This window comes from Gordonia shandongensis DSM 45094, assembly GCF_000423025.1.
In the GTDB taxonomy this organism is placed as follows: domain Bacteria; phylum Actinomycetota; class Actinomycetes; order Mycobacteriales; family Mycobacteriaceae; genus Gordonia; species Gordonia shandongensis.
Genome location: NZ_AUHE01000005.1, coordinates 27335 through 41290 on the forward strand (window position 1 = coordinate 27335; position 13956 = coordinate 41290).

Annotated in this window: 4 protein-coding genes; 2 read left to right on the top strand and 2 right to left on the bottom strand. The window is 70.5% G+C overall.

Annotated features, from left to right (window positions below; translation table 11 throughout):
• The first annotated feature begins 71 nt into the window (after nucleotides 1-71).
• Complete coding sequence (locus G528_RS0107830; protein WP_026918490.1) at nucleotides 72-3404, top strand: arabinosyltransferase domain-containing protein; 3333 nt, start codon at nucleotides 72-74, stop codon at nucleotides 3402-3404.
• A 131-nt stretch (nucleotides 3405-3535) separates the two neighbouring features.
• Complete coding sequence (locus G528_RS0107835) at nucleotides 3536-6889, top strand: arabinosyltransferase domain-containing protein (protein WP_051198534.1); 3354 nt, start codon at nucleotides 3536-3538, stop codon at nucleotides 6887-6889.
• A 91-nt stretch (nucleotides 6890-6980) separates the two neighbouring features.
• On the opposite strand, the gene G528_RS0107840 is transcribed toward G528_RS0107835, so the two are convergent.
• On the bottom strand, nucleotides 6981-8531 hold the full coding sequence (locus G528_RS0107840) for an acyl-CoA carboxylase subunit beta (protein ID WP_026918492.1): 1551 nt from the start codon (nucleotides 8529-8531) through the stop codon (nucleotides 6981-6983).
• A 16-nt stretch (nucleotides 8532-8547) separates the two neighbouring features.
• On the bottom strand, nucleotides 8548-13872 hold the full coding sequence (gene pks13 / locus G528_RS0107845; RefSeq protein WP_026918493.1) for a polyketide synthase Pks13: 5325 nt from the start codon (nucleotides 13870-13872) through the stop codon (nucleotides 8548-8550).
• Nucleotides 13873-13956: the final 84 nt, after the last annotated feature.

Below are 13956 nucleotides of genomic sequence, written 5' to 3' on the forward strand. Positions count from 1 at the left end.
CCGACGCGCCCGCGGTGTGGATACCTCGCGGTTTGGGTGGGAGCGCGACCGGTCGACTAACGTCAGACAGCGTGCCAGACCCGACACCGCCCACACCCGATTCGCCCCGGGAGCACCGAGCCGCCCCGCTCTCGGCGGGTACCGCGCGCATCGTCGCGGTCGTCGCCGGACTGGTCGGCGTGCTCGCGGCGGTCGTCACCCCGCTGCTGCCCGTGTCGACGACTTCGGCGTCCCTCTCGTGGCCGCAGGGCCAGCAGCTTCGCGCCGACGACCCGTCGGTGAGCGCACCGCTGGTCGCCCAGACGGCGAAGGATCTCGACATCGTCGTGAGCTGCCGTGCACTGGCGAGTCTGCCGCGCGAGGGCGGCACCGTGCTCTCGACGATGCCGCCGGGTGCGTCGCGGGCCGCCAACAAGGCGCTGACCGTCTCCGCGTCGGAGACCTCGGTGTCCGTCATGTTCCGCAGCAATCTGGCGGCCACCGCATCGCGGGCCGACATCGCCGCCGGCAAGTGCACGCGGCTCCACGTCTTCTCCTCCGCCACCGCCACGGGCGCCTCGTTCGACGGACTGACGCCGGGGACGGCGCTCGAACCGGATAAGCGACCCCAGGTCGACGGCCTGTTCACGGCACTGTCGACCGAGCGCGTCGAGGCGATGGGCGACGGCATCCGCGCCCACGTCACGATCGACAACCGTTACGAGAGCAGCCCGTCGGCCGTCAAGATCGCCGCGATGGTCATCGCGGTCCTCGCCACGCTGCTGGCACTGCTGGCGCTCTGGTGCCTCGATGTGGTCCGCGGCTACACGGGCTCGCTGCTGCGGCGCAGCGGTTCGTGGCTGTCCCGGCTCGCGCCCCGGGCGTCGGACGCCGTCGTAGGCGGCGTACTGCTGGTCTGGACCTTCCTGGGGGCGGGGGCACCCGACGACGGCTACATCCTGACCATGGGCCGGACTGCGGCCGACGCCGGCTACATGCCGAACTACTACCGGTTCTTCGGCATCGCCGAGGCGCCGTTCGACTGGTACTACAGCTTCCTGTCGATCTGGTCGTCGGTCTCCGACACGATCCTCTGGATGCACATCCCGCAGCTGGTCGCGGGCGTCGTGTCGTGGCTCGTGCTCTCCCGGATCGTCCTCCCGCACCTCGGCGAGTCCGTGGCCGCCAATCCGTGGGCGCGGTGGACCGCCGGTGCCGTGTTCCTCTCGTTCTGGCTGCCGTTCTGTTCGGGTCTGCGCACCGAGGGCGTCATCGTGCTGGGGACCCTCCTCACGTGGTGGGCCACCGAGTCGGCGATCACCCGGCGCCGGGTGCTGCCCGCGGCGCTGGCCGCCGCCGTGGCCGCGCTGACCCTCGCGTTGGCGCCGCAGGGCGTCGTCGCCGCGGCGGTTCTGCTCGTGGCTGCGCGGCCCATGCTGTCGGTGCTCATCGAACGTCGCCGCGAGGCCGGACTGGTGCCGCTGCTGGCGCCGATCGCCGCGGCCGCCACGGTGGGCGCCGTGGTCGTCTTCCGCGATCAGACGCTGATGACGGTCCTCGAGTCGATGAAGATCCGCTACCAGACCGGGCCGATCCTCTCGTGGCACCAGGAGTTCCTGCGCTACTACTTCCTGGCGGTCAACACCCCCGACGGGGCGCTCGCCCGGCGGATCCCGGTCCTGCTCATGGTGGTCGCAGCCGTTCTGGTGGCCGCGGTCCTCGTCCGACGCGGCGGCATCCCGGGCGTCAGCGCCTCCCCGACGTGGCGGATGGTCGGCGCCTTCGGGATCGGCCTGCTGCTGATGTTCGTCACCCCCAACAAGTGGACGATCCAGCTCGGGGTGTTCGCCGGGCTCGGCGCGGCCCTCGCCGCCGTCGCCACCATCGCGATCGCCGAGAGCGGTGCGCGGTCGCTGCGCAACCTCGCGGCCCTGACCGCCGGACTCCTGTTCGCCCTGGCCGCCGCCGCGGCGGGCACCAACGCGTGGCCGTACGCCTACAACTTCGGCATCCCGTGGTTCGACGAGGCTCCGACCGTCGCGGGGCGGGACGTCTCGACGATCCTGTTGGCCCTGGCCGTGGTCTCGGTGGCCGTGACGCTGTGGCTCCATCTGCGGTCCGACTACGTCGCCAATCGCGGTCTCGCCCACCACGGCGAGGGCGGCGCCGACACCGCCGCCGATCGCCGGCGCATCGCGATGGCCTCGACCCCGCTGCTGGTGATCGCCACCCTCATGGTCGTCGCGACGCTCGTGGCCTTCGGCCGTGCGGCCGTGGTCAGGACACCGGCGATGACGGTGGCGTCCACGAATCTCGCGACGGTGACGGGCCAGACGTGCGGGATGGCCGATCAGGTGCTCGCCGAGCCCGACCCGAACGCCGGTTTCCTGACACCGGCCGACGGCCGCCCGGTCGGCCGCGCGCTCGCCGGAGAGTCGCCGATCGGGTTCACGCCCGCCGGCGTCCCCGACGACCTGAGCCCCGACAACAAGGCCGCCAAAGCCGGTCAGATGCATGTCGGCGGCTCCACGTCGAAGCCGTTCGCGATCATCGGCGGACTCGGCGCCGGAACCACCGGCGGCCGCGGACCCGAGACGGTCAACGGTTCGCGCGCCGCGCTGCCCTTCGGTCTCGACCCGGCGGTGACCCCGGTGCTCGGGAGCTTCGGACACAATGCGAACGCCTATCTGACGACCGGCTGGTACGACCTGCCCGATCGGGACGCCTCCCCGTTGATCGCGTTCGCCACGGCCGGCGCCGTCTCGACGATCGCCGAGAACGGCGAGCACACCTACGGGCAGAAGCTCGTCGCCCAGTTCGGCACCCGCGACGGCGGCGACTTCCGGCAGATCGGCGGGGATGTGACGCCGATCGATCCGGGGCCGGTGTTCCCGCAGCGCCCGTGGCGCAACCTGCGGATCCCGATGAGCGAGGTTCCCGACGGCGCCACCGCGATGCGGCTGGTCCTCGCCGACACGAACCTCGGGCCGACCCAGTTCATCGTCATCACCCCGCCGCGCGCGCCCCGGCTGGTGACGCTGCAGGAGATGATCGGTCGCGACGATCCGGCGCTCATCGACTTCCCGGTGGCGGCGCAGTTCCCGTGTCAGCGGCCGATGGCGATCACCCACGGTGTTCTCGAGGTGCCGCGGTGGCGCATCCTGCCCGACTACGTGACCGCCAACTCGCAGTCCAAGACGTGGATGGCGGCGTCGGGCGGCGGCCCGCTCGCGGTGGTCGAGTCGATGACCAAGCAGGTCACCGTGCCCACCTATCTGACCGACGACTGGCATCGCGACTGGGGATCGGTGGAGCGGCTGCGGCCGCTCGCACCGGCGGCCGGGAAGGCGGCGATCTCGACCGAGCCGCAGCGCACGTGGGGCTTCTCGCGCAGCCCGTCGATCCGTCTGGAGCCGAGTAAGTGACCGCGCACGACGAGAGCGGCAGCCGAGCCGGGAACGGCGTCGACAGGAGTGGGACCGACGTGAGTGAAGAGGCCGTGACGCACACCCCGACCCCCGACCCGTCGGCGACCGACGGGTCGCCTCGAGGCCGACTGACCGCGCTGCTCGGCGGCGGCGACCACCGTGTCGCGAAGCTCGTCGCCGCGGGTGCCGGCGTTCTCGGTTTCGTCCTCGCCGTCCTCATGCCGATCCTCCCGATCGAGCAGCAGACGTCCGAGCTGCACTGGCCGCAGGACGGCGCCGTCGGCAACGTGACCGCTCCGATGGTCGCCTTCGTCCCGACCGACCTGGACGCGTCGATCCCCTGCTCGCTGGCTCGCGACCTTCCCGACGAGGGCGGCGTGCTGCTCTCGACCGTCCCCAAGGAGGGACTGAAGGCGACCGCCCGCGGCCTGTTCGTCCGCGCCGACTCCAAGACCCTCAGCATGGTCGTCCGGGACGTGGTGCTGCTGTCGACGGACCGCGCCGCCGCCGAGAACAACCCGGACTGCCGGTTCACGATCGCCGGCGACGGCGACGGCGTCCGCGCCGACATCGAGGGCGTGGCGCCCGGCGACGACACCGACTACCGGACCGACGACACCGACATGCGTCCGCAGATCATCGGCGTGTACTCCGATCTGCCTGCCGACGCCTCCCGCGACGGGCTGGCGCTCAACGCGACCATCGACACCCGGTTCGTCAACTCCCCGACCCCGCTCAAGTTGGCGGCGATCATCGTCGGCATCCTCGCCACGCTGCTGTCGCTGCTGGCGCTCGGCGTCCTCGACGCGCGCGACGGACGCGGCCACAAACGCTTCCTGCCCCGCGGCTGGTTCACCATCCGCGGCCCGGACATCGCGGTGTTCGGTGTGCTGGCAGCCTGGTGGCTCATCGGCGGCAACACCTCCGACGACGGCTACAACATCACGGTCGCCCGCATCACCGAGGGCGCGGGGTACGCCGACAACTACTTCCGCTACTTCGGTGTGCCCCAGGATCCGTTCGGCTGGCACTTCCACGTGCTGTCGTGGATGACCCAGATCTCGGTCGCCACTCCGTGGCTGCGACTGCCCGCCTTCCTGCTCGGCCTCCTGGGCTGGTGGATCATCAGCCGCGAGGTGCTGCCGCGACTCGGCCGTTCGGTGCGGAACAGCTCCGCGGCGGTGTGGACCGGCGCGATGGTCTTCCTCGCGATCTGGATGCCGTACAACAACGGCATCCGTCCGGAGCCCGCCGAAGCCGTCGGCGCCCTGCTGACGTGGTGCTGCGTGGAACGCGCCATCGCCACGCGCCGTCTGCTGCCGTATGCGATCGCCGCGGTCACCGCGGCGTTCACGCTCGCCCTGGCCCCCGGTGGTCTCATGGCGGCGGCCGCGCTGGTCGCCGGCTTGCGGCCGGTCGTGAAGGGCATCGTCGCGCGTCGCAAGCGGGACGGTCTGCTGCCGCTGCTCGCTCCGCTGCTGGCGTCGGGCACCGCCGTGCTCTACATGATCTTCTACGCGCAGGCGTTGGCTCCGCTGCTGGAGGGCAACAAGGTCGCGACGGAGGTCGGGCCCACCGAGAAGTGGTACGAGGAGCCGATCCGCTACTACTTCCTGATGCTGCAGACCGGCGACGGCACGTTCCCGCGCCGCTTCGGGATCCTGATGATGATCATGTGCCTGGTGGTCGCCGTGTTCCGGTTGGCTCTGCGGCGCTCGCCCGCGGGGGTGTCCCGCGCACCGATGTGGCGTCTGGTCGCGGTGATCCTCGGCACCATGTTCTTCACGTCGTTCACGCCGACGAAGTGGACCCATCACTTCGGGATCTACGCGGGCATCGGCGCCGCCCTCGTCGCCGGTGTGGCGGCGATGATGGCCCCCGCACTGCTCCGGTCGCGGCGCAATCGCACGTTCTTCGCCACCGCCGTCCTCCTGGTGACCGCCATCGCGGCCGCCGGGACCAACATGTGGTGGTACGTGGGCAGTTACGGTGTTCCGTGGTGGGACCGTCCCATCTCCCTCGGCGGCATCAACCTGAGCTGGTTCGTGCTGGCCGCCGCGGTGGTGACGGGCGCAGCCGGTCTGTACTTCCACTTCCGCGACGACTACGTCGAGGAGGCCGTCGCGACCGGCGACCGACGCAGCGGGATCATGCGGTTCACGTTCTCCCCGCTGCCGGTCATCGCGGCACTGCTCGTCGTCTTCATGCTCGCGTCGTTCGTCAAGGGTGCGTGGGTGCAGCGGCACAGTTGGTCGTGGGCGGTGTCGAATGCGCGTGCGCTCACCGGCGACACCTGCGCCCTGGCCGACGACGTGCTGGTGGAGTCCGATCCGAATCGCTCGATCCTGGCGCCGGCGGCCGTCGACGGACGGCCCGCACCCTCGCCGACGGCCGCACTCGGCCTGCACAACGAGGGCTTCACCGCCACCGGCGTCCCCGCGGGGACTCTCATCGACCCGTTGGAGGAGAAGAAGGGCTCCGATGAGGACGAGACCACCTCGGCTCCCACCGCCGGCGGCGGCTCCGATGCCGCCGGCACGCCCGACAACGGGACGGACGACTCCGGCAGCGGTGCGGACGACTCCGGCGCCCTCGACGATCAGGAGACCGTCTCCGAGACCACGTCGGCCCAGAAGGAGTCCGGTCGCACCGGCTCCGACCGGTCGGTCCGGCTGCCGTTCGGGCTGCACCCGGACACCACCCCGGTCCTGGGGAGCCACGGCACGACGGGCGTCGGCAGGGTGACCTCGGCGTGGTACGACCTCGGTTTCGAGGCGGGCCGCGCCCCCGGCGACAAACCGCTGCTCACCGTCGCCGCGGCCGGTTCGATCGCCGCCCACAACAGTCTGGGCGTGCTCACCAGGGGCCGCAGCCTGACCGCCGAGTTCGGTCGTCGCGGCGCCGACGGCCGGGTGACGCCGCTGGGCCGGGCGCTGGTCCCGACGGATGCGCTGGAGAAGAACTACTGGCGGACCCTGCGCTTCCCGCTCGCCGACGCGCCGCCGCGCGCCGACACGGTGCGGCTCACCGCGGTCGACGATGCGGCCGCCGCCAGCGAATGGCTCGCGTTCACGCCGCCGCGCGTTCCGGCCCTGCGGACCCTGCAGGACGTCGTCGGGAGCACCGATCCGGTGTTCATCGACTGGATGCCGGGCCTGGTGTTCCCGTGCCAGCGGCCGATGGCCGTCCGCAACGGCGTCCTCGAGGTGCCCAAGTGGCGCATCATGCCCGACGCCGCGGCCACCAAGCGGAACAGTCAGACGTGGTCGGACGGCATCAACGGCGGGCCGCTGGGCATCACCGACGGTCTGCTCTACAACACGCTGGTGCCGACGTACCTGCGAAACGACTGGGGCCGCGACTGGGGCGGTCTGGAACGGTTCACCCCGGTGACGCCGTCGAGGCCCGCCGAGTTGTCGATCGGCAGCCACACGGTCAGCGGTCTGTACAACCCGGCGCCGATGCGCTCGGCCGGCTACTGACGCCCGACCGCGGGGGAGTCCGCCGACGATTCCGGCCCCGACCCGCAGTCGCGCGGTTCGGGGCCGGAATCCGTTGGCCGGGACCGGTGGGTCAGATCGGCATGAGGTAGTGCTTGCGCGGCGCGCGCAGGATCTCCTTGTCGCGGAGCTGTGCGAGCGCCTTCCGCAGTTCGAGGCGCGTGTGGGCCGGCTCGATGACGGCGTCGATGTAACCGCGTTCGGCGGCCAGGTACGGCGTGGCCATCATCGCGTTGTAGAACGCGATGAAGTCCTGGCGCACCTTGTCGGCCTCGTTGACCGAGAGTCCCTCGGTCTGTCGACGGGTGAGGATCGCGGCGGCCGACTCGGCGCCCATCACCGCGATCTTGGCCGTCGGCCACGCGAAGTTGATGTCGGCACCGAGCTGCTTGGAGCCCATCACCGCGTAGGCGCCGCCGTAGGCCTTGCGGAGCACCACGGTGATCTTGGGGACGTCGGCCTCCACGTAGGCGTACAGGAACTTGCCCGAGCGCCGGATGGTGCCCTTCTGCTCCTCGCTGATGCCGGGCAGGATTCCGGGGGTGTCGACCAGGAAGATCAACGGGATGCTGTAGGCGTTGCAGATGCGGACGAATCGGGTGGCCTTCTCCGACGAGTCCGTGTCGATCGTGCCGGCCATGACGCTCGGCTGGTTGGCGACGACGCCGACGCTGCGACCGTCGACGCGGGCGAATCCGGTGAGGATGTTCGGCGCGAAGAGTTCGCCGATCTCGTGGAACGCGCCGTCGTCGAACAGCCGGATGATGATGTCGCGCATGTCGTAGCCGGCGTTGTCGTTGTCGGGCATGAACTCGTTGAGGCTCAGATCCGACTCGGTGACCTCGGGTTCGAGGCCCGGATTGATCACCGGCGGCTGTTCGTGCGCGCTCGACGGCATGTACTGCAGGTACTCGCGAACCCACTCGAATGCGGCCGCCTCATCGGGTGCGATGTGGTGGATGTTGCCCCATCGCGCCTGGTTGTGGGCGCTGCCGAGGTCCTCGGCGGAGATCTCCTCGCCGGTGGTCTGCTTGATGACGTCGGGCCCGGTGACGAACATGTAGCTCTTGTCCTCGACCGCCACCAGGATGTCGGTGTTGGCGGGGGTGTACACCGCACCGCCGGCGCATTTGCCGAGGATCACCGAGATCTGCGGTGCGAGGCCCGAGAGCAGATCGTTGCGGCGACCCATCTCTGCGTACCAGGCCAGCGAGGTGACGGCGTCCTGGATGCGGGCGCCCGCCGAATCGTTGATGCCGACCATCGGGCAGCCGAGCTTGCCCGCCCACTCCATCAGCGCGGACACCTTGCGGCCGAACATCTCGCCGACCGTGCCGCCCATGACGGTCTGGTCGTGACTGAACGCGGCCACCGGGCGGCCGTGGACCAGACCGTGCCCGGTCACCACGCCGTCGCCGTACCCGGTCTCGCCGGCACCCGGCATCTTCGCCAGTGCCCCGACCTCCACGAAGGTCCCCGGGTCGAAGAGCAGTTCCAGCCGCGCGCGCGGCGACAGGATCCCCTTGGCCGCCCGCTTCGCGATCGCCTTCTCGCCGCCCGGCTCCCTGGCCAGTTCCAGCTTCTCGCGCAGGTCGGCGAGCTTCTCAGCAGTCGTTTCCATCAGGCCGGCGACCTCTCCATCACTTGTCGGTGTTCAGTTCTTCCATGCGGCGGGCGAGATCGGCCGCCACCTTCGCCACATGCGGTTCGTCGACGATCCCGAGGTGGTCGCCGCCGATGTGGATGATCTCCAGGTCGTCGACCACCTCGCCCCAGCGACCGTCCTCGTCGATCTGTGCCCACTGGGGTTCCAGTTCGATCGCGCCGTCGTGCATCTTGTCGGCACGGTAGAGGACCACCTTGCCGTCGTACGGCGACGGGTCGATGTTGGTCAACGCCCGGTTGTCGATGAACGAGGTGCGCTGGTGCTCGATGATGCCGCCGGGGATCTTGGTGTCCGACATCGCGATCATCTCCATGATGATCTCGAACTGGCCCTCATCGTCGGCCTCCACGAGCCGGTCCATCGGGATCGGCGCATCCGCGTCGATCCCGTAGGTCTTGACGGCGAAGGCCTTCCACCGCTCCAGGCGGGCACGCTTGTTCTCCGGAGTGTCCGGGACGTCCTCGCTGGGGCGTACGACGTCGATGAGGCCGACGAAGGCCACCTCGTCGCCCTGTTCGGACAGGAGCTGCGCGGCACCGTAGGCGAGGGCGCCGCCGAGCGACCAGCCGACCAGCACGTACGGCCCGGTCGGCTGCACCTCGCGGAGCTTCGGCATGTACTGGCGGACGCGCTCCTCGATGGAGCCCTCCACCCGGTCGAAGCCGATCACCGGGACGTCCTCGGGGAGCCGTTTGAGCAGCGCCTCGTACGCCGAGGTGTTGCCGCCTGCCGGATGGAAGACGAGCATCGGTGTCGGATCACCCGCGGCGACGTCGAAGCGATGCTTCGGCGAACCGTCGGCGTCGACGCCGACCCGCAGGAAGCGGACGAAACCGTCGACGTCGGCGGCGTCGTCCATCTGCTGTCGGACGTACTCGGACATCTCCTCGATGGTCTCCGAGTCGAGGATGTCCTCGATGTCGACCTCGCCGCCGGTGCGGTCGTTGATCCGATCGGTGAGCCGCTGCGCCGTGTCCTCGTCGAGGACCGGCAGTTTGGTGAACACGCCGCCGGCCGATCGACCGGTCACCACCGCGTAGGCGCCGAACGTGAGGCGTTCGGCGGCATCGCGCGGCGGCACGTCGGCGCCTGCGGCCTCGGCCACGGACGCCTGATCGGTGAGATCGGGCGCGGCCGCAGCCGGCGTCGCGGGCGTCGCGGGAGCGGGTGCCTCCGGCTCGGGCTGCTCGGTGGCCGGGATGTCGGGGGTCGGGGTGTCGGGGGTCGGGGTGTCGGGGGTCGGGCCGCCTCGGGCCGCGTCCTTGGCCAACTCCTCGTCGATGTACGCGTTCAGCGCCGCCGTGTCGAGTTCACCGCCGCCGGTGGCCTGCTCCAGGTCGTCGAGCTGGTCGCGGTGTGTGACGGCGAAGCTCACGAACTTCTCGACGTCGGCGAGATTCGCCTGCCGCATGGCCTGCAGCTGCAGCTGCGGGATCTCGAACTCGTACTCCACGCGATTCTTGATCCGCACGGCCATCAGCGAGTCCAGACCCAACTCGATCAGCGGGATCTCCCGCGGCAGGTCCTCCGGGTCGTATCCCATCGACTCGCCGACGATCACCGCCAGGCGATCACCGACCGTCTCACCCGAGGCCGGGTCCCACCGATTGCCGATGTCGTCGACCACATCGTCCTCGATCACCACGCGGTCGTCGCCGAACGCCGCTCCGGGTGCCGGTGCGCCGTCGGCGCCCGCGTCCGCGGACGCCTGGTCGATGCCGGACCGGTCGGTGGTGCCCTGGCCGGTCTGCGCTGTCCGGGCCGCGGTCACCGCCGCCTCGTACAGCAGGGCGAATCCGCCCTGCGGTCCGGCGTGCACGCTCACCGCCGCACCACCCGGGTGCCGGGTGAGGGTGGTCGTGACCGTGCCCTCCGCGGGGAATGGCGCCACCGATTCCACCGCGGTCACCGACACCGACGACCCCAGCACCTGGGCGGCCGCGGCCACCACCAGCCCGCGGGGATCGGTCACGGCTGCGGCCGCGACCTCCCAGGCGTGACGACCGTCGGGAAGGGCCACATGCGAGCCCGGGACGGTGCCCGCACCGGAGCCGCCGACGACGACGGCGTCGAGCCAGTACGGCTTCCGTTCGAACCGCGTCCGCGGGATCGCGGCGTACGCGCGATCCGGGCCGCTGCCGAAGAGCGCGGCCACATTCACCGGATGCCCGTGCACGTACAGCTTCATCAGCGCGTTCACCAGGCCGTAGCTCTCGTCCTCCTTGCGGCGGAGGGTCTCGATCAGCTCGGCGTCGTGGACGCCCGCGCCGAACGTGGTCGCGGCCACCGAGATCAGCACGGCGGGGTTCGGCGACAGTTCGATGAACGTGCGATGTCCCGTCTCCACCGACTTCGCGATGGCCTGCGAGAACCACACGCTGTGGCGCAGCCCCTTGAGGAAGTAGTCGATCGTGTGGACCGGTTCGCTGCCCGGCCGGTAGAAGACCTCGCGGTCGACGGAACTGTAGAAGCCCGTCGACGGCCGCCGCGGCTCGATGCCGGTGAGCTCGTAGGCCAGCTCGCCGAGCAGCGGGTCCATCTGCGACGTGTGGCTCGCGCCCTTCGTCTGCAGCTTGCGACCCAGCTTCCCCTCGGCCTCCGCGCGTTCGACGATCGCGTCGACCTGCGGTTCCGGACCGCCGATGACCGTGTGGGTCGGCGCCGCGTACACGCAGATCTCCAGGTCGGGGTAGTCCACGAGGACGTCGGCGATGTCGTCGGCACTGTACTCGACGAGCGCCATCAACCGGATGTCGTCGCCGGAGAGCATCGACTCGCCCTCACCCATCAGACGGGAGCGCTGGCAGATCACCCGGGTGGCGTCCTCCAGCGACAGGCCCCCGCTGATGTACGCGGCAGACGCCTCGCCCATCGAGTGCGGGATCAGCACGCCCGGCTCGGCGCCGTAGTGCCGCATCGTGTCGGCGAGCGCCACCTGGATGGTGTAGATGCCGATCTGCGACGTCTCGATGGCGTAGGTCTGCGCATCGTCGAGGAAGATCTCGACCATCGAATAGCCGAGCTCGCGTTCGATCAACTCGTCGACGCGGTCGACGTACTTCGCGAACACCGGATTCTCGGTGTACAGCTGTTTGGCCATCTTGCGGTGCTGCGAGCCGAAACCCGACAGCAGCCAGACCGCCGACGCCGCATCCGGCGAGTCGCAGGTGTAGACGAACGGCAGCGACTTGCCGTCGGCCACGGCGCGGACGCCCTTGACGGCGTCCTCGTAGGTGCGGGCCATGACGACCGATCGGGTGCGGCCGTGGTTGCGGTGCGCCAGGGCGCGTCCGACGTCCACCAGCGGCGTCCCCCGCCCCTCGTCGGATTCGAGCCACTCGAGGAGGTCGGCCGCGGCCTTCCGGCGGCGCGAGGTCAGGAAGCCGGAGATCACCAGCGGCACCACCGAGCCCTCGACGGCCACGGGGGCGAATCCGTCGGCCGGATCGTCGGGCGTCTGCACCGCCGGCTCGGGCCTGCGGGCGGCCTGCGCGGCCAGGACGGCGCGTTCGGCCTCGGTGAGGAAGTCCTCGTCGTCGTCATCGTCGCCGACCGCGTCGACGACGGCGTTCTCGGCGGGCGCGACCGCGGCGTCCTGTGCACCGGCGGACGCCGCGTAATCGCTCGCCAGCACCTCGCGCACCACCAGGTGCGCGTTGGTGCCGCCGAAACCGAATCCGGAGACGCCGGCGATCGCGTGACCCGAATACCGCGGCCACACGGTCGGCTCGGTGACGACCCGGAGATTGCTCGCGTCGAACTGGATGTACGGATTGGGGCCCGCGTAGTTCAGCGAGGCCGGCAGCCGGTCGTTCTGCAACGCCAGCACCACCTTGGCCAGGGCGGCGGCGCCGGCCGCCGACTCCATGTGCCCGAAGTTGGTCTTCGCCGACCCCAGCAGCATCGGCTCGTAGGGGGCCCGCCCCCGTCCGACGACCCGGCCGAGCGCGTCGGCCTCGATGGGATCGCCGAGCACCGTGCCCGTCCCGTGGGCCTCCACATAGTCGACGGTCCGCGGATCGACGGCCGCATCGGCGTACGCCGACCGCAGCACCTGGACCTGCGCCTCGGGGTTGGGTGCGAAGATCCCGTTCGATCGGCCGTCGGAGTTCACGGCGCTGCCCGCCAGAACCGCGAGGACGGCGTCCCCGTCGCGTCGCGCATCGGCCATCCGTTTGAGGACGAACATGCCGCCGCCCTCGGCACGGATCATCCCGTCGGCGTCCGACGAGAAGGCCTTGATCCGGCCGTCGGGCGCCTGCGCGCCGATCTGGTCGAAACCGAGGGTCGCCGCGGGCGTGATGAGCATGTTGACGCCGCCGGCCAGTGCCACGTCGGAGTCGCCGGTCCGCAGGCTGCGGGCCGCCTCGTGCACGGCCACCAGCGACGACGAGCACGCGGTGTCGATCGCCAGGGACGGGCCGTGGAAGTCGAAGAAGTAGGAGACGCGGTTGGCGATGATCGACGTCGCCGTGCCGGTGAGGGCGTAGGCCGCGGTCTCGGCGGCACCGTCGGCGAGACCGAGCGTCGCGAGCATCTGGTAGTCGTTCGTCGAGGTGCCGACGAAGACGCCGACCTGGCCTCCGCGCAGATCGCTCGGCGGGATGTGCGCGTGTTCGAGCGCCTCCCACGTGAGCTCCAGGGCGAGCCGCTGCTGCGGGTCCACGTTCTCGACCTCGCGCGGGCTCATCTGGAAGAAGTCGGCGTCGAACCCCGACACGTCGTCGAGGTAGCCGCCGTGGACGTTGCCGTTCTCGATGGCCTCGGCGATCCGCGGATCGGCCTTGAACTCGGTCCACCGGTCCTCGGGGAGATCGGTGATCCCGTCGACGCCGGCCATCAGGGCCTCCCACGTCGACTCCGGGGTGTGGCCGGCCTTCGGGAAGCGGGTGGCGACGCCGACGATCGCGATGTCGTCGTCCGCATCGCGGTCCCGCTCCCAGAAACGGTCGTCGTCGGGGTCGATTCCCTCGTCGGGATCGCCCTCGATGATCCGCTTGGCGAGCGACGCGATCGTCGGATGGTTGTATGCGGCCGTCGCGGTGAGGATCACGCCGGTGAAGTCCTCGACGTCGGCGGCCAACGCGACCGCGTCGCGCGACGCCAGACCGAACTCCTCCATCGGGCGGTCGTCGGAGATCTGTTCCACCGGCAGCGCCGTGGCACGCGCCACCCAGTCGCGCAGCCAGTCGCGCAGCTCCTCGACGGTCAGATCGCCGACGGTCTCGCCGTTCGACGCCGCCCCGGCGTCGCCGGTGACCTCGGGATTGTCCGGAGAAGTGTGTTCAGTGTCAGACATCGTGATTCAGCCTACTGCTCGACTCGTCGGGTGGGCAGCGATCGAGCCCGGCACGTCCCCCGAAGGGCGTGCCGGGCTCGATGC